Below are 17,062 nucleotides of genomic sequence, written 5' to 3'. Positions count from 1 at the left end.
TGCTAAATAACAGCCGTTTAACGAGCACTCATATCTGGTACTGGGCGCAGATCTTCACCTGTATATTCTGCACTTGGACGAATGATACGGTTATTGGCACGTTGCTCAAACACGTGAGCTGCCCAACCAGTCAAGCGTGAACAGACAAAGATAGGTGTGAATAGCTTGGTTGGAATACCCATAAAGTGATAAGCAGATGCATGGAAAAAGTCAGCATTACAGAACAGCTTCTTCTCACGCCACATGACTTCTTCACAGCGTACTGATACTGGGTACAACACTTCGTCACCAACATCAGCAGCTAGCTTCTCAGCCCAACCTTTAATCACCACGTTACGCGGATCTGACTCGCTATAGATCGCATGACCAAAGCCCATGATTTTATCTTTACGCGCCAGCATACCCATCATTTCTTCTTCGGCTTCATCAGGTGAGCTAAAGCCTTCAATCATATCCATCGCCGCTTCATTCGCTCCGCCATGTAATGGACCGCGTAGTGAACCGATGGCACCAGTGATACAAGAATGAATATCAGATAAGGTGGATGCACACACACGAGCGGTAAAGGTCGACGCGTTAAACTCATGCTCTGCATAAAGGATAAGCGAGACGTTCATCACTTTTTCGTGTAGCTCGTTTGGTTTTTCGCCTTTGAGCAAATGTAAGAAATGACCGCCAATCGTGGCATCATCTGTATCGGTCTCGATACGTACATTATCGTGGGTAAAGCGATACCAATAGTTGATAATCGACGGGAAGGCCGCTAGCATACGGTCAGTTTGATCGTTTTGCTGAGCAAAATCGGTTTCGGTCTCAAGGTTGCCAAGCATAGAGCAGCCCGTACGTAGCACATCCATTGGATGCGCATCAGCTGGGATACGTTCAAGTACGTCTTTTAATGCTTGTGGTAGGCCGCGTAAGCTTTTGAGCTTAGTTTGATAGGCGTCAAGCTCGCTTTGAGTAGGCAAGTTGCCGTATAACAGCAAATATGCCACTTCTTCAAAAATACATTTATCTGCCAGCTCTGATACATCATAACCGCGATAGGTCAGACCAGAGCCTGATTTGCCAACGGTAGATAGAGAGGTTTTACCAGCGACTTGTCCACGTAGACCTGCGCCTGAAAGTTCTTTCTGTGCTGCCATGTTTACATTCCTTTTGTTGGTAGCTTTTTTGAGTGAAAACGGTGTTTCTGATAATAAATTTATTGGTTAATGACTGACTATAGCGGCAGTTTAACGTTATGCAGGCTGTTCAGGCTGTGGCCCATCTAAATCGACCTTACAACGCTCAAATTCCGCTTCAATAGGGCCATTTAAGACTTCCATTGCGCTGCCTTCGCCTTCTGCATTGTTGATCTTCATATATTTGGCACCCAATGGTGACTCCATAAATGTCTGAATCTCAGCCATTTCTTCTGGAGTAGGGTCAGCCATTGGCGTTGCCACCTCTTCGCCATTCATGACACGTAATTGCTCATTGCCAAAAGCAAGCAGTTTTTTACCTACATCCGACGTATAAAAGTCATCTAACTCTTTTAACTCCGCATCGGTAAACTGACTCTTATAAAAACGATCGACTTCCGCTTTACCCAAATCTTTGTCGCGTGACTCAAGGCAGCTAACTTGCTCTTCACTGAGCGCACCGCTATTGATGATTGGTGCAAACAATAGGCTGTTGACGGTATCTAATGTAATCGTCGTCATGATCAAATCGTTTTGAGCATCAGTCTCTGATGGCGCAGTTTCGCTTTCGCTAACCACAGTTTCGCTCGTATCACTGGCAGTATCGTCGACGGTTTCTGGTGTTTTATCACAGCCTGTCATGAATAACAGCGCCGCAAGCGTGCTACTAAGTAGTGACGTTTTAACAACAGTATTAGACGTAAAAAATGGCATAAATAACCTAAAGGTAAATAAAGACGGATTTTGAAACGATAAAGTCCACAAAGGTGGTTTATCGTTTCGGCGTTGCTAATTGGCAATTATTAGTTATTAACTACTTATTATCAGCAAATAGCTTGTCTAGTGTCTGCTCAAACTCATGATAGTTCAAGAAATCATAGAGCTCCATACGGGTCTGCATAGTATCGACGACTTTGTCTTGTGTACCATCATCTAACAAATGCTGATAAACGTTCAATGCTGCTTTGTTCATAGCGCGGAAAGCGGATAGTGGATATAGCACCATCTCGACACCCACACTATACAACTGGTCAGTGGTATATAGATCTGTCTGACCAAACTCTGTCATGTTTGCCAGTACTGGAATATCGAGTACATCAGTGAACTTACGATACATCTCTATATCGGTTAGCGCTTCTGCAAAGATCATATCTGCGCCCGCTTCTTGAAATGCGACGGCACGTTCAACAGCAGCGTCCAAACCTTCTACTGATAGGGCGTCTGTACGAGCCATCACTACAAAGTCAGGGTCAGTTTTTGCGTCCAACGCCGCTTTTAGACGGTCGACCATTTCTGAGATACTAACGATTTCTTTGTTGGGGCGATGACCACAACGTTTTTGTGCCACTTGGTCTTCGATATGTACCGCCGCGACGCCTGCTTTTTCCATCTTTCTGATGGTTTGGGCGATGTTAAATGCGCCACCAAAGCCCGTATCGATATCGACAAGCAGCGGGGTATCGACTGCATCAGTGATACGGCGTGCATCTTCTAGTACGTTATCAAGGCTGGTCATACCAAGATCAGGTAAACCAAATGAGGCATTGGCCACGCCAGCACCAGAGAGGTACAACGCTTGATGACCAACTTGGGTCGCCATCATCGCTGTATAGGCATTGATAGCGCCTGCAATCTGTAATGGCTGGTTGTTATCATTTTTTTGAGTGAGGGCACTGCGAAAGCGCGCGCCTGCTGAAGATGAAGTCATGTGATTGTCCTTACATGGAGGGAAAATATTCTAATTGTTGTAGTTGATTATACTCAATTATTCATGCCTGAAAAGTTTGGGTTCTTAATTAATATTTAATTTAAATAATAATTGAACGTAGTTTTTTTAATAGTATTCATTATTCAAATAGCATTATACAATTATTGGTAATTTCTTATAATAAGTATTCATATTGCTTAAAACAACAGCCTTTAAAAGATTGTTTTTTTACATTTAGTTACAATTACTAAGTTTGCTACTTCATGATTACTGTTTCATTAATTTAACGACACCCATTAAAAAGCCCCAACAGCTAGGCTATTAGGGCTTATGTTTCGCTTAAATAAGATTGTTAAGTGCTGAGTTTTAAATTAAGCAAAAGCTTAAGAAAATAGACCTGCAAGATTGGCCAAGAACAATAATGCAAAGCCTGCCAAGAATATCAAGCCTGCGATAGACAGAGCATTCATACCTGCTGACAGTTTCTTATGCTTTTTAACCAATGAGTAGTTTAACCAACCAAAAATAGGCGCAGAGACGAACGCCGATATCATGGCAAACTTAAGCATAGCGCCTAGTTGTCCTGTGAAGAAAGTGATAATTACTAGACCACCACCGATAGCATAGGTCGTCCAAAAAGCGATCTGCTTTTTATTGATTTCGCTTTCACCTTTTAGCAGACGCCAGCATTCAGCATTAGCACGTCCATAGCCATCAGCACAGGTGATGGTCGTGCCAAACATACACATAAAGGCGACGAAAGCGACCAGTAGCCTCGACCATTCACCAATGGTTGCGGTATACATATTGATTAACTGGTTGATATAAGCACCGCCGACCAACTCAATCTCTTGTCCTGATCCGTACTGGACAAACACACCTAACGATAAGAAGAACAACGCCAATATCGCTGAAACTGCATAGCCAACATTAAAATCTAACAAGCCTTGGCTATGCGTGGTGTGATCTGCTTTGACTTTGGCAGAGGTCCACATAGAGGTAATCGCTGCAAATTCTAGCGGTGCTGGCATCCAGCCCATGAGTGCTACGATGAAGCCCAACGTGGCTAGGTTCCAAGGAGAGACCGCCACAAAATCTACTGCCATAACGGTTGGCTTGCCAGCAGCAATGATAACTGCAGCAACGGTAGCTGCGGTAAGCGCAATCATAATCCATTTAGTCACACCATCGAGCAATTTATAATGCCCTGCAATCAAAAAGAACCAAGAGACCGCGACGATAATGAGAGATAACGCCATTGTCGACAGACCAAGTGAGGCTGGCAACATAAAGCCCAAAATTACGGCAGCAATAAGTGAAACCGCACCCGTACTAATAACCGCTGACAAGATAGAAAGAATAAAATATACCCAAAGATATACCTTTGAGCGTTTGGCATAGCCGGCAATCAAACTCTCGCCAGTATCGTAGACGTAGTCAGTTGCAAAGCGAAAAAACGGATACTTAAACACGTTAGCCAATACAATCATAATGGCCAATTGCCAGCCATAGATAGCGCCCGCCTGTGTTGATGAAATCAAATGCGAACCACCAATGGCAGCAGTTGCCATCAAAATGCCTGGGCCAAAGATGCGCCAGCTAAAGCCCTCTTGTTGCGAGGCAACGCTATCGTCAGGGGCACTTGGGTTGTTGAGTTGTTGTGTGGACATGAATACCTCGAAATGGTTAAAACAGCAAATTATCACTTACCTGTGTCAGCTTGCCAATGATCAGAAAAGAACGTCCTATAAACCGTCTAAATATAAAACGATTTACATCGTATCGACTTTATCACACCAACACTGTCTAGGAGAATGATTATTCTAGTTATTATTACTATTTGTTTGCATTGCTATTCTTGTTAGTTAGCATACTTATAAAATAATATCAATATTTAAAATGAATTATTTTTGGCGGTTCTTTATAACACAATATTCATCGGATATCTGCCCATTTAGGTCTGTGACACAAAATTTTGCTGCCGATAAGTAATGCCGCGCTGTTCGTAGACGTGATAAATGGCTGTGAGCAAGTCAGGTATTTTTGGGTGTACAAAGTCTTTGAGGGTGTGTAAATAAATAGGGGAGGTGACATTTTCATGAACCAAACGTTGGTAGCTGATCTGTTCCGTACGTACGGTTTGCAAGCTGGCAGGCACCAATGTAATACCTTCTCCTGCCGCGACCAGTCCCAATGCTACCTGCAAATCACTGACTGTCGTGGTCATAAAAGGTGAGATGCCATACTGGGCAAATAGATGTAGTAAAGGCTCAGTGATAGGCTCGTTAGATGCCACTTTATGAGTAGCAGCACGGTTGACTCTACTTGTAGATAACTTATCGCTCGATTGGGTTGCTGCCTCTGTCGTCACCGTGGACGATACTGGCAAATGTGTTTGATGGTATAAAATTAAGCGATTGTTCGCTAAGTCTATCAAGCGCTGCTTGCGTACATTGGCAAGCGGATGTGATTTTGGCAATGCCACCACGTAGCGTTCATGACGTAGCAGAATCTGCTGAATCCATGGGTCTTGATGGGCAAATCGGCCAAAGCCAATATCAATCTCACCAGACTTGAGAGCATCCATTTGTTGATATGAGCTGATGTCTTTTAAATTAACGTCGATATTAGGGCTAAACTGTTTAAGCGTGGCAATGATTTCAGGCAGCAGGCCATATAGCACTGAGGGCACAAAACCTATATTTAAAACGCTGCTGGGTGCTGATAGACGCTGAGTCATACTAGTCACAGTGTCAATCTCGGTCAGTATGGTGCTTATTTTATCGTAAAAAAAACTGCCCGCTTCAGTCAAATGTAGTGGCCTGTGGTAGCGATCAATAAGCACCACGCCCATGTCAGTCTCTAACTGTTTTAGCAAGCGACTCAGACTCGGCTGTGACAGTCCTGTCTTGGTGGCGGCCGCGCTAAAACTGCGCAAATCTGCAACCGCGATAAACGCATTAAGCTGTTTTAAATCCATACTATTGAGCCTGTCATAGTCTATGTTGTCTTCATGATATTTGTTTTTACTTCTTATTTATCCTGTAGTTGAAGACAATTTGCACAAATATTCGTGACATTAAAAAAATTGTGCTTGAAGATAATGGTATGAGCAACTATATTGAGTGCTGATAACACTGTTACACTCTAGCAAGAAAAATCAAAACTTCATCTTAGCAGTCATTTAATGCCAGTAGAACAAACTGGTTTGGTATTATTCTATGAGCGACGAAAAAGAAGACATCGGTACTGATTTTGACGAAAAATTGGCTAAAATCGTTCACCAGAAGTCGCGTAAGCGTAACAACAATGATATCTATGAACGTTTTATTAGTCGTGTTCATAGCTCTGAAGATGGTAACAGAAAAAATTCGAAACCATTGGAAGGCGCACAAAAACTTCCTGCTTTTGAACCATTAAGTACAGAAGAGTTACAGCTGTTTGAAGATCAAAATATCGATGAAGGATCAAAAGTAAATGCAACTTTTGATTTTTCAAATCAAAATGTATCACAAACTCATATACCGAGCATAGAGGATGACGACTATAGTAGTGTTAGTGATGTCGGCTCACATACTGCAGATTCAGAATACACAGAAAATAGTAACGATACGGACTTGCCTGCTGCTACCGCCCATTACAGTGAACCTACGACAGGTATCATGTCTAACAATGACTCTATAAATATTGAAGACTTAGTAGAATCAACCTCTGTTGAGGAAGTAGTAACCAAAAGCAATGTAAAGAGTAGCAAAAAACTTATCGTTATTGGTATAGTTGTTGGCTCAATAGTATTGGCTACTATTATAGTGACGCTTATATTTTCAGGAATATTATCAACTTCTGCTGTTGACGATAAAGGTAACAGTGCTGATACTCATGTAGAGAAAGACAGTACACCAGTTATTGACACTGAGACAATAACACCTGTCGAAAGCCAAACAGTTACTGATGACGTTGACCTTATAAGTGAGCAACCAGCATCCATCCAGCAGAGTGCTTCAGATAATAGCAAACCAGACATGCCAGCTGCTAATGAACTAGAGTTGAATCCTGAAAATTCTACAACAGGAGACGATGTTGCTGTTTCGGGAACTGAGGAAGCTGCTATTACCTATGATGATTTTAGGCAAGAGTCACAAACCACATTGTATAGAGAAACTAACGATTAGAATGGTGATGTTTCGTTTAGTTTAACCCATTAGACAACACATAGGATACACGGTCATGTACCGTTGATAACGTGAGTTGAACTGGTACGTAGCTATGAGTAATTTAAATAACATTAGTATCGGTAGTGCTACTAAATCAAAAAACATTAGACCACGCAGGCATTTTTTCTTTATCGCCAGCATTGTCTTTATTGTTCTACTAGCTATGTATCTATTTGACCTTACTGCTTCTACGCTATCTCAAGCATCGTTCACCAATAACGGTTTAACGGCAAGCAATATTGCGACAAAAAGCAGTCTTAATAACATTCCATCACAATCGTATAGCCAAAGCGACTATGTAATCTCTGATATTTATCAAGAGAATGATGTCATTAGTTATGATGACTTCAAACAAGAAGCTCAAAATGTACTATTTCGTGATGAAGGACAGCTTAAACAAGCTACCTATAGCACACATGGTATTACGCCTACCATTAGCATTGAAGACTTTAGAGTAGAAGCGCATAAAACCTTATATCGTGAATCCAGTTATTAGGGCTGCTATTAGCGCTATGTTATATTGATAGCTATAAGTCAGTAAGTGAATAATATTAAGCCCCATTTCTCCTCTATAAACATAAGAGAAGAGAAATGGGGCTTTTTTGTGGGCTCAGTGCTTCATGCTTTGCTGTATGTTATCTGTCGCGTTTAACGCTACCGCGACGAAAGCGGCAATTGTCGCACTTTTATTAGTCTGCTTGTATTGGATATGCACGGGTATGTGGGTGCTGACATTGTTTAGCATTATAAAGTGACAGCCATCGCTATACAGTTTGCGTACGCAGTAAGGCGCAATCGCTACTCCTAAACCGGCCGCTACCTCGGTTACCAATGTCTGCATGTGCTTGGGTTGACTGATGATATTGGGCGAAAACCCAGCTTGTCTGCATAGCATGATTGTTTCATCAAATAGACCAACTGCTTCATCACGGTTAAAAATAATAAACCTATCATCTTTCAGCTGCGCCAAATCAATGGTTTTTTGATTGGCTAATGCATGGCTCTGGTTCACAATCGCCACCAATTTATCGATATAAATACTATGGCTGATAAAATCGTCGGCAATAGCGCTCGGCAATGGTCTTGAGAAAGCAATATCGATGCGGTCATTGTTGAACGCTTCTATCTGTTCGGTTACCGTCATCTCAAATAATGACACATGCACATGTGGAAATTTTTCTTTATAACTGCGTACCAGTTTAGCCATAAAGGTCAAACAAGCTGAGCTTAAATGCGCAATATTGAGTGTGCCGACTTGTCCATCATGTGCTCGTTTAACTTGTGTCTTTGCTTGTTCTGCTAAGGTCAAAATAACAGCAGCGTCTTTTAGTAGTTGCTCGCCAGCGGGTGTAATAGTCACCTCACGAGAAGTACGGTTAAACAGCACAACGCCTAACTCTGTCTCTAACGATGAGATATGGCGACTGATGGCAGGTTGTACGGTATACAGCTCACGCGCCGCTTCCGAAAAACTCTGGTGCTTGGCCACGGCCATAAAGCTTTTGAGTGTTTTTATATCCATATCGTTAATCTCTTTTATTAATACCTTTCATCAAAATCTTGCTCAGTCTTATTTTTCATCTATACAGTATTTGTATGGATTCAATCATATACTATCATTTTTGTTATGGTTTGATAGATTCTATACTTGCGGCATGATTTATTGAGCCGAGATAGCAATGGATAAGCCAGTACCCGTACTGAACCAACCGTCAAGCCAGTCGTTAAGCCGATTTATTTTACTGTTAATGACTGCCGCAACCGCCGCCAACCTTTATTACAACCAGCCGATTTTACCGCTCATCGGTCATGAGTTTGATTTGACCGACTCACAATTGGGTAGTATTCCGGCATTGACGCAGTTTGGTTATGCCTTTGCTTTACTATTCCTCTCACCGTTGGGCGATTCGATTGCGCGTAGACGCCTGATTGGTATCCTGTCGTGCTTATTAGTAGCGGCTTGTATTTTTGCAGCGATTCATTCCGTTTGCTGCATCCATGGTGTCTCCTGAAAACAAAGGTGCAACCCTCGGTACTCTGATGATGGGGTTAACCATTGGTATATTGCTATCTAGAACCTTAAGTGGGTTTGTAGGGGAGCAGTTCGGTTGGCGCAGTGTGTTTGTGATGTCTGCAGCACTTGCCGCTATCTTTGGGGTATTACTGCGCGTATTTTTGCCAACCAACACCCCACAAACCACCCTGCGTTACTTTCCGCTTATCAAAAGTAGCTTGGCACTGTTTATAAAACATGAATCCCTGCAAAAATTCACCCTTGCAGGCGCATTTTGGTTTGCCTCATTCAATGTACTGTGGGCAACACTGGCGATTTATGTTAGCGATGCGCCTTTTAATTACAATGCACAGCAAGCAGGATTGTTTGGTGTGATTGCACTGGCAGGCGTGATAGGGGCTAAATCCTCTGGCAAATGGGTCAATAGATTAGGCTCTAAAACCTTAGTAATGATTGCGTTGGCATTAGCTGCCATAGGCTTTGCTATTACAGGATTGTTCGCAGGTAATTTGGTGTCGCTGATTGTCGGTATTATCTTAATCGATTTTGCTGTGTTCAGTGCGCAAGTGGCCAATCAGGTTCGCGTTTTTAGTATCGATCCGGCAGCTCAAAGCCGCATCAACGGTATTTATATGTTGGGTTACTACACAGGTGGGGCATTGGGGTCTATGGCGGGTGTCAAAGCTTTTGCCTTATACCAATGGCCAGGAGTAGTGGTGGTCAGCATCGTCTTTATCATCATCAGCGCAATATTTAATTCATTCGCCAAAAAATAAGCGATATCAGTACGTAGGTATTGATTAGTACGAGATTACTGATAAATCGATGTTACTTCTTATCGTCTAAGGACACATATGAACCAATTAAAAACCGCAGGCAGTCTTACCTTACTGTGTATTGCCAGTTTGACCATTATGGTCGGCACATTACTGGCACCCGGCTTGGTTAGCATTTCGGCAGGCTTGGGTATTACCGGCAACAGCGTGCTATTAATTACCTTGCCCTCATTAGGTGCGGTGGTATTTGCGCCACTGGCTGGCAAGTTGATCGATAAATATGGCGCGTACAAACTCTTGATGATTGGTTTGTTTTTATACGGACTTGCAGGTGCCAGTGCTTATCTCTTACATGGACCAGCACAGGTGTTTAGCAATCGGTTTCTATTGGGTGGTATAACGGCAGTCGTCATGGCGAGCTGTACGGTACTAATCTCCACGTGGTATCAGGGGGAGGCTCGCTTAAAGATGATTGCCAAGCAAGGGATGTCCATTGAGTTGGGCGGGGTCATCTTCTTATTCTTGGGTGGTTTGTTGGCTTCACAGTTTTGGGCATTGCCGCTATCGATTTATTTAGTAGCGTGGGTATTCTTAGCAATGCTGCTACTGTTTGTACCACGGCATCATGCAACTGCTGTAAACAACGAGCAGATTGCCGAGGACGATAGTAAAACTATTATTAGTGGTCTATCTCTAAAAAATGTGTATCTTATCTCAACTTTAGCGATGACCATCTTTTTCACCTCAACCGTGTTATTGCCCATCACCATGCATGAGTTGGGCTATAACGAATCACAAATCGGTCAACTATTGGCGTTTATATCCTTGGTGGCGGTCGTTACTGCAGGCTTTATGCCAAAAATAATCAAATGGTTGAATGAACCCAAAGTATTGGCATTGGCCTTTTTCGCATTTGCGTTATCGTATATTTGCTTTACGCAAACCAGTGCCTTGCTATTAGCATTAGGCGCGCTATTGATCGGCATTGGCTTTGGTTTTAGTATTCCGCTGTTGAACCATATGACCGTCGAGCTAAGTGCTGCTAAAGTACGTGGCCGTAACTTATCTTACTTTACGATGGCAGTGTTTTCGGGTCAGTTCTTCACATCATTTATGGAGTACATGCCGGGCGGCGCGCACAACGTGTTTATTATGTGTAGCGTGTTCAGCGTCATTATTAGCATAGTTTTATTTGTGAAAGGTCGTAAAGCTGCTTGATAGAACGTTTATACTTTCCATAAGAAAACATGAAGGGAAGCATCTTAAAGTCATCAGCAGACACTGATGCTATCTATATCACAATCACAGCATAAGCTAGCTTGCGGATCATTTTAAGCCAGTTGCTTTTTAAGCGTTCGTAAACGGCTTTTAAACTCTGAGCGGTCAACATAACAGCCTTTGAGACGACGCTCACCGACGTTTTCATCAAATGCGTTACGCCCATGCAGGACTCGGCGGTTATCAAAAACCACCATTTGACCAGCCGCTAGTTTTAACTCAATCTTATAGCGACTGTCTTTTAATCGAGCCATCAGCTCTCGATAAGCAAGGTAGTAGTCGTACATAACGTCGCTTGGCAAATCAAAAACATCTGCAAGATGGGCGTTGTATTTGATTTCCACAATATTACCAAAGTTGTCTAAATTAATGACGGGATGGTGCTCACGGATATCATGGGCAGTGTCATGAAAACGAAAGGGGATGGCATATTCGGCAAGCAAGCGAAAGTATTCAGGCTGCTCTTCTCGTAACCCTTCTAACACCTTTAATCCGTCTACGAAAGTAGATTCGCCGCCTATGCTTTCATTACTCAAAAAATGCAAAAATTGATAGCCTGGAGGCAGTTCCTGATTTGGCAAGTCGGTATGCAACGGTAATGAGAGCGAGGTATAAGCCAAATTAATCGGCGACTTCTCTGATATGACATCAAAGGTCATGCCAAAATTAGTTTGCCGCAGATAATCGACTCGCATGGCTGTCTGTACGCCAGCATCAGAGTCATCTGGCATATTATCAATAATAGTAAGCCCATATTTATCCAGCGCACTCATCCACTCATATAAAGCGCTGTCACTGGTCATGATGCTCTGTTGGTCATACATCGGAATGTGGTCAATAAACGTGCCATCCCAGCTTTCATAAGGACTGCTATGATCCTTGGCCAACGCACTAGAATACCCAGACTCACGTAACCAGCTTTGTTCAAAGTGGCTGATATGCGCCTGTTCTGACCATTCAATTGTCAGCGTTGTATCATCAAAAGAGACAGAGAGTGGATGAATATCTTTTGAGACACTCAGCAAATCAAAGCTACGCTCGCCAGTGTGCGGATGAAAAGCCGATGGGCAGTTATCACGCAGCCAGATATAGTGATACGTACTGTCGATACCATCATTCCAGCGTATTTGAATAGCGCGGTCAATGAGCGCAACGGATTCTATATGGCAATCAATTGCTGCGATGTCTAAAGATGGTGTTAATTGAGGCGTTTCCATTGGAGCAGACCCTACATATACATGAAGTAAAAATATATTTTACGGTATCTTGTTCGGATCGGTTATTCAAACAATGAATTACGAATCACCTAATAGGCAATATCAATCAACGCAGTACTAAACTGCGATTGATATCTGGTGAGATATTTTCTTAAGGGTTTTGAATAAAATTAAGGCTTCGCGAACGAAGCCTTAATATTTGCGACAATTGGTATAAGCTTTTTATTTATCCGAAAGCTACTTATCGAAAATCTACCCTAACCAGTATTTCGTAACCCTGCAGCTAGCGCATTGATACTACGGATTAATGGATCTTCTACATTAAGGTCGCCATGTGCCGAATCGTTTGGGGTGTCTTGTTGTCTGGCACGCTTTAACAGCTCAATCTGGATATAGTTAATAGGATCTAGATAAGCGTCTCGCCACTGCAGGGATGAAGCAAGGTTTTGCTGATTGGATAATAAAGAGTCTTGTTCAAGCAGAGAGTTTAATCCTGAATTGGTCAGCGTGTATTCATCGGTGACCGCTGTCATGATTTTTTCGCGTAACGGCTTATCATCACACAGTTGGCTATAAGCCTCAGCGATATTCATGTTGGCTTTGGTAAAGGCCATCTCGATATTACTGATAAATACGCTAAAGAAAGGCCAATGCTGATTCATCTCTTTCATCAATGCTTCGTCTTTTTTGACGCTATCTAATGCACTGCCTACGCCATACCAAGCAGGTAGGGTAAAGCGTGCCAATGACCAGCCAAATACCCAAGGAATCGCTCGCAAGGTGGTTTTACTTGGTAGGCCTTTTTTGCGATGGGCAGGACGTGAGCCAATGTTTAATAACGAGATTTCTTGTACTGGGGTCACCTCGGAATAGAATTTATAAAACCCTTCGGTACGATCGGTCAGCTCGCGATAACGCTGTTCGCCAGCATCTGCCAGCTGTGCAAACAGCGCTTCATACTCTGGCAACTCAGTCGGTTGTACCACAAACCTTGTTGAGCAGGCTTTGAGTGTACCTGTAATAGCCATGGTCAGCTCAAACACGGCAGTATCTGTATTGGCATACTTGGCATAGAGCACTTCGCCTTGCTCAGTTACCTTAATCTGCCCATGCAGCGTGCCTGCTGGCTGTGCCGCAATGGCTTTGTGCGTTGATCCACCACCACGGCTCACAGAACCGCCTCGACCATGGAACAAGCGTGTTTTTATACCATATTGCTCAGCAATGTTATTAATGGTTTGCTGTGCACTATAAAGCTGCCAAGCAGAGGTGATAATGCCGCCGTCTTTTGATGAGTCTGAATAACCCAACATGATCTCTTGCGTATTGTCCGTGTTCTGTAGCAGTCCACGATACAGTGGATTGTCTAACACGGCAGGCAAGATTTTATCGATATTTTTGAGATCTTCGATAGTTTCGAACAACGGCGCAACTGGCAAATCAGCAGACAATTGACCTTCGTCATCAATTCTGCATAAGCCTGCAAACCGCATGAGCAGCAATACTTCTAGTAGCTGGCTAGCATTATTGGTCATCGAGATAACATAGCTACCAAAAGTAGCTTGTCCCACCAGTTTGCGTAGAGTAGCGACCGAATTCATCAGTGACAATTGCTCACGCGTTTTGTCTGTCAGGTTGTCAGTATAGATAAGCGGCGTGCCTGGTTTTTCTAGCAATCGTGTGAGCCATTCTTGACGTTCGGTTTCGCTTAGCGTTTGATAATCAGGCAGGTTGGAGGCACTGGCAAAGATATCTGCAATCACTTCGCCATGGTATGACGACTCTTGACGGATATCGAGCGCTGCCAAATGAAAGCCGCAAGTTTTGACCAAACGAATGACATCTAGTAGTAATCCATCGCTGTGTGCCGTATCGTGTGTATTGACACTTTGACGGATAATGCGCAGGTCTTCTAGTAATTTTTCTGGATTGGCATAGGCGTCCTTTTCAGCTTCGATGTCCGTGCCTTTGCTTTGGATGCGGCGATTGGTGGCTTTGACTTTAGTCAGAATGATAGAGAGTAGGCGACGATATGGCTCATTGCCATAGTCATCGAGGTTATAGTCAAACACACGTTGATCGAGCTCATCATAATTTTTGATTTTGGCATATATGTCAGGTGAAACGGTGACAATAGTGTCACTATGAATCAGCTGTCTGCGCAGTTTTTTGAGTAGCACTTGATAGTGACGCAGCACGGTATCCGCATGCATCAATACGGCAAGTTCTGTGGTCTCAAAAGTCACAAAAGGATTGCCATCTCTATCACCACCAATCCATGAGCCAAAGCTCATAAATGCAGGCAGTGGATAGTCTGTAAGCTCCGGATAGATATCGACAATGGCTTTTTTGATATTACGATATACTTTAGGAATGGCATTGAACAAACTGGCATTAAAGTAATGCAAGCCATTGTTAATCTCATCATATACCAACGGCTTACGGGTGCGCACTTCGTCAGACGACCATAATAGATCAATCGTTTGCGCAGTTTGTTCTTTAGCTTGCTCGTAGGCGAAGCTGTTTTCAGACACGTTATTTAAAGCGTCGCTATGCGTGAATAGACTTTGTAAGATATTCATCGTAGTACGGCGGCGCGCTTCGGTAGGATGCGCCGTAAATACAGGTGTAAACTTCAGCTGATCAATCAGCTCTTGCATTTGAGCAGGCTCAATATTGCGTTCACGACACTCAAGTAAGGTACGACGAAATGATCCTTCCCAGCTTTGCTCAGATTGCATACGCTGCGCGTGACGCTGCTCACGCAAGTAATTCTCTTCGCTTAGATTGGCTAGGAAAAAATAGATAGAAAAGCCGCGTATGACGTTTTTTAAGGTTTGATTGTCTAAAGAAGCAATAAAATCGATAAGCTGCTGTTTATGTGCCTCATTCGGCTCACGACGCTGTTGAATAAAGCCTTTGCGCAGCGTCTCAATCGTATCTAACGTCTGCTCACCAGATTGGCGAGAAATAGCATCACCTAATAATGAACCCAACAAGCTAGTGCGTTTACGTAGTACGTTGTTATCTAGTGTCATCTTCAACCTTCCTATCAAATGAATGGATACAATACTATGGTTATCTTATACGTAATATCCTTATGGTTTTTTGCAATTTAACATAAATAGGTGAGGCCTGCTTGATGTTGATAGCAACTTTTTTACTAGTAGATACTGGCAGACCTCTAATGCACTATTGTTAGAGCGATTTTTTGTGACCATGCTCATTGCTATATTCTATCCAAAAGTCCGCATTATCCACTCCAGCCTTTCTAGGGTCAAAGACAGGGTTTATACCTAATTTCATCTGCTCGTCGTAGTCTTTTAGAACTTTTAGAGCAACTTTACTTAGCAGTAAAATGGCAATGAAATTCAAGTAGCACATACTGCCAAACCCTATATCACCTAACGCCCACATCATACCGATTGACTGAACACTACCAGTGAAACAAACGATTAAAAAGACCAGTTTGAGTACATGTTTGAGAATGGGGTAGCGCAGTTTATTGTCCAAATAGACCAACGTAGTTTCGGCGATATAGTAATAAGCAACCAAGCAGGTGAAAGCGAATAAAAAGATAGCAATCGCAACAAAGCCACTTCCATACTGGTTAAAGACAGTAGATACGGCGGCTTGGGTAAATGCCGTACCAGCTTCAACACCAGGCATATTATCAACTAGGGTTATACCTTCAGGGGTCACCACGTTATACATGCCAGTTGATAGAATCATCAACGCTGTTGCAGTACAGACAAGCACCGTATCGATGTAGATAGAGAAGCTTTGCACTAAACCTTGTTTGGCAGGATGTGATACTTCGGCTGCCGCTGAGCTAAAGGTCGCCTCACCAGCACCCGCAACGTTTGAGAAAACAGCACGGCGTACGCCCCAAGAGATAGCGGTCCCAACCATACCACCAAACACTGCATCCATGCCAAAAGCGCTCTTAAAGATAAGTGCAAACATTGCAGGGATATTTTGAGCGTTAAATGCCAATACAATCACCATCATGAGGATATAACCGATTGCCATGACAGGTACGACTTTTCCTGCAAAATTAGCAATACGCTTCACACCGCCAAATATAATGATACCTAGTAGTACGACAAGGATAATTCCTGTTACAACGGGTGGTATATTAAATGCTGTATTAAAAGAGTCCGCAATGGTATTGGCCTGAACACCAGGCACTAACACACCGTAAGATAGACAGGTCACGATAGCGACGATGATAGCAAAAGGTTTTAGCTTCAATCCTCTTTCAATATAAAAAGGGGAGCCGCCACGATATTGATCACCGACCTTATGTTTGTATACCTGCGCTAAGGTAGACTCAATAAAAGCGCTAGCACCACCTAACACACCCATGAAAATCATCCAAAATACCGCGCCAGGGCCACCTGCTGCAATGGCTGTTGCAACCCCAGCGATATTACCCACACCAATACGTCCTGATAGCGCCATACAGAAAGCTTGGAAGGAGCTAATCCCAGCTGATGAGCTTTGTTTGTCGAACAACAGCCTAATCATTTCTTTGAAATAACGGATTTGTACGGCACGAGTCATAATCGTAAAATATATGCCGACACCTAACGCAAGATAAACTAGGGCGTCACTCCAAATATACCCGACGATAGTATTGATGATATTTTCCATAACTTTACTTCCTTG

At 42.9% G+C, this 17,062-nt stretch carries 14 protein-coding genes; 5 read left to right on the top strand and 9 right to left on the bottom strand.

Annotated features, from left to right (window positions below; translation table 11 throughout):
• Positions 1 to 17: 17 nt before the first annotated feature.
• The 5 genes from prpC to V6252_RS03725 form a co-directional block, all read right to left on the bottom strand.
• Complete coding sequence (gene prpC / locus V6252_RS03745; RefSeq protein WP_341609333.1) at positions 18 to 1,145, bottom strand: bifunctional 2-methylcitrate synthase/citrate synthase; 1,128 nt, start codon at positions 1,143 to 1,145, stop codon at positions 18 to 20.
• A gap of 96 nt (positions 1,146 to 1,241) precedes the next feature.
• Entirely contained in the window at positions 1,242 to 1,898 is a 657-nt protein-coding gene (locus V6252_RS03740; RefSeq protein WP_341609332.1) for a DUF2059 domain-containing protein, read from the bottom strand.
• 100 nt (positions 1,899 to 1,998) lie between these two features.
• Entirely contained in the window at positions 1,999 to 2,892 is an 894-nt protein-coding gene (gene prpB, locus V6252_RS03735) for a methylisocitrate lyase (protein ID WP_114700000.1), read from the bottom strand.
• A gap of 383 nt (positions 2,893 to 3,275) precedes the next feature.
• Entirely contained in the window at positions 3,276 to 4,562 is a 1,287-nt protein-coding gene (locus V6252_RS03730; protein WP_425355845.1) for an NRAMP family divalent metal transporter, read from the bottom strand.
• A 284-nt stretch (positions 4,563 to 4,846) separates the two neighbouring features.
• A complete protein-coding gene (locus V6252_RS03725; RefSeq protein WP_341609331.1) occupies positions 4,847 to 5,872 on the bottom strand; it encodes a LysR family transcriptional regulator in 1,026 nt (341 codons plus the stop codon).
• A gap of 241 nt (positions 5,873 to 6,113) precedes the next feature.
• Between V6252_RS03725 and V6252_RS03720 the strand changes: the two genes are divergently transcribed.
• Both V6252_RS03720 and V6252_RS03715 read left to right on the top strand, forming a co-directional pair.
• Positions 6,114 to 7,064: a hypothetical protein gene (locus tag V6252_RS03720; RefSeq protein WP_341609330.1), complete on the top strand. Its 951-nt coding sequence runs from the start codon at positions 6,114 to 6,116 to the stop codon at positions 7,062 to 7,064.
• A 94-nt stretch (positions 7,065 to 7,158) separates the two neighbouring features.
• Positions 7,159 to 7,602, top strand: a complete 444-nt coding sequence (locus tag V6252_RS03715) for a hypothetical protein (RefSeq protein WP_341609329.1) — start codon at positions 7,159 to 7,161, stop codon at positions 7,600 to 7,602.
• 114 nt (positions 7,603 to 7,716) lie between these two features.
• On the opposite strand, the gene V6252_RS03710 is transcribed toward V6252_RS03715, so the two are convergent.
• The gene (locus tag V6252_RS03710) at positions 7,717 to 8,628 is read right to left on the bottom strand and encodes a LysR family transcriptional regulator (protein ID WP_341609328.1); all 912 of its coding nucleotides are present in this window, start codon (positions 8,626 to 8,628) and stop codon (positions 7,717 to 7,719) included.
• Between the two features lie 157 nt (positions 8,629 to 8,785).
• Here V6252_RS03710 and V6252_RS03705 point away from each other — a divergent pair, with 157 nt between their 5' ends.
• From V6252_RS03705 to V6252_RS03695, 3 genes are all read left to right on the top strand, one after another.
• Positions 8,786 to 9,118 (top strand): MFS transporter, encoded by a 333-nt coding sequence (locus V6252_RS03705; protein ID WP_341609327.1) that lies wholly within the window; start codon positions 8,786 to 8,788, stop codon positions 9,116 to 9,118.
• Complete coding sequence (locus tag V6252_RS03700; protein ID WP_341609326.1) at positions 9,075 to 9,896, top strand: MFS transporter; 822 nt, start codon at positions 9,075 to 9,077, stop codon at positions 9,894 to 9,896. Before V6252_RS03705 ends, V6252_RS03700 begins: the two co-directional genes overlap by 44 nt.
• Positions 9,897 to 9,974: 78 nt before the next feature.
• Complete coding sequence (locus V6252_RS03695) at positions 9,975 to 11,114, top strand: MFS transporter (protein ID WP_341609325.1); 1,140 nt, start codon at positions 9,975 to 9,977, stop codon at positions 11,112 to 11,114.
• A 113-nt stretch (positions 11,115 to 11,227) separates the two neighbouring features.
• Here the strand turns inward: V6252_RS03695 and V6252_RS03690 are convergent, their stop codons facing one another.
• From V6252_RS03690 to V6252_RS03680, 3 genes are all read right to left on the bottom strand, one after another.
• On the bottom strand, positions 11,228 to 12,391 hold the full coding sequence (locus V6252_RS03690) for a TauD/TfdA family dioxygenase (protein ID WP_341609324.1): 1,164 nt from the start codon (positions 12,389 to 12,391) through the stop codon (positions 11,228 to 11,230).
• 257 nt (positions 12,392 to 12,648) lie between these two features.
• Entirely contained in the window at positions 12,649 to 15,429 is a 2,781-nt protein-coding gene (gene ppc, locus V6252_RS03685) for a phosphoenolpyruvate carboxylase (protein ID WP_341609323.1), read from the bottom strand.
• A 160-nt stretch (positions 15,430 to 15,589) separates the two neighbouring features.
• On the bottom strand, positions 15,590 to 17,047 hold the full coding sequence (locus V6252_RS03680; RefSeq protein ID WP_341609322.1) for an alanine/glycine:cation symporter family protein: 1,458 nt from the start codon (positions 17,045 to 17,047) through the stop codon (positions 15,590 to 15,592).
• Between the last annotated feature and the right edge of the window lie 15 nt (positions 17,048 to 17,062).

The sequence above is a fragment of the Psychrobacter proteolyticus genome, from assembly GCF_038155145.1.
In the GTDB taxonomy this organism is placed as follows: Bacteria; Pseudomonadota; Gammaproteobacteria; order Pseudomonadales; family Moraxellaceae; genus Psychrobacter; species Psychrobacter proteolyticus_B.
The sequence above is the reverse complement of the archived record's forward strand: the minus strand, read 5'-3'. Positions and strand labels throughout refer to the sequence as shown.

What these genes read in the sequence shown, in the direction of transcription:
- prpC (WP_341609333.1), bottom strand. Translation starts at nt 1,145, where the DNA reads ATGGCAGCACAGAAAGAACTTTCAGGCGCAGGTCTACGTGGACAAGTC.
- V6252_RS03725 (WP_341609331.1), bottom strand. Translation starts at nt 5,872, where the DNA reads ATGGATTTAAAACAGCTTAATGCGTTTATCGCGGTTGCAGATTTGCGC.
- V6252_RS03680 (WP_341609322.1), bottom strand. Translation starts at nt 17,047, where the DNA reads ATGGAAAATATCATCAATACTATCGTCGGGTATATTTGGAGTGACGCC.
- prpB (WP_114700000.1), bottom strand. Translation starts at nt 2,892, where the DNA reads ATGACTTCATCTTCAGCAGGCGCGCGCTTTCGCAGTGCCCTCACTCAA.
- V6252_RS03720 (WP_341609330.1), top strand. Translation starts at nt 6,114, where the DNA reads ATGAGCGACGAAAAAGAAGACATCGGTACTGATTTTGACGAAAAATTG.
- V6252_RS03690 (WP_341609324.1), bottom strand. Translation starts at nt 12,391, where the DNA reads ATGGAAACGCCTCAATTAACACCATCTTTAGACATCGCAGCAATTGAT.
- V6252_RS03730 (WP_425355845.1), bottom strand. Translation starts at nt 4,562, where the DNA reads ATGTCCACACAACAACTCAACAACCCAAGTGCCCCTGACGATAGCGTT.
- V6252_RS03705 (WP_341609327.1), top strand. Translation starts at nt 8,786, where the DNA reads ATGGATAAGCCAGTACCCGTACTGAACCAACCGTCAAGCCAGTCGTTA.
- V6252_RS03710 (WP_341609328.1), bottom strand. Translation starts at nt 8,628, where the DNA reads ATGGATATAAAAACACTCAAAAGCTTTATGGCCGTGGCCAAGCACCAG.
- V6252_RS03740 (WP_341609332.1), bottom strand. Translation starts at nt 1,898, where the DNA reads ATGCCATTTTTTACGTCTAATACTGTTGTTAAAACGTCACTACTTAGT.
- ppc (WP_341609323.1), bottom strand. Translation starts at nt 15,429, where the DNA reads ATGACACTAGATAACAACGTACTACGTAAACGCACTAGCTTGTTGGGT.
- V6252_RS03695 (WP_341609325.1), top strand. Translation starts at nt 9,975, where the DNA reads ATGAACCAATTAAAAACCGCAGGCAGTCTTACCTTACTGTGTATTGCC.
- V6252_RS03715 (WP_341609329.1), top strand. Translation starts at nt 7,159, where the DNA reads ATGAGTAATTTAAATAACATTAGTATCGGTAGTGCTACTAAATCAAAA.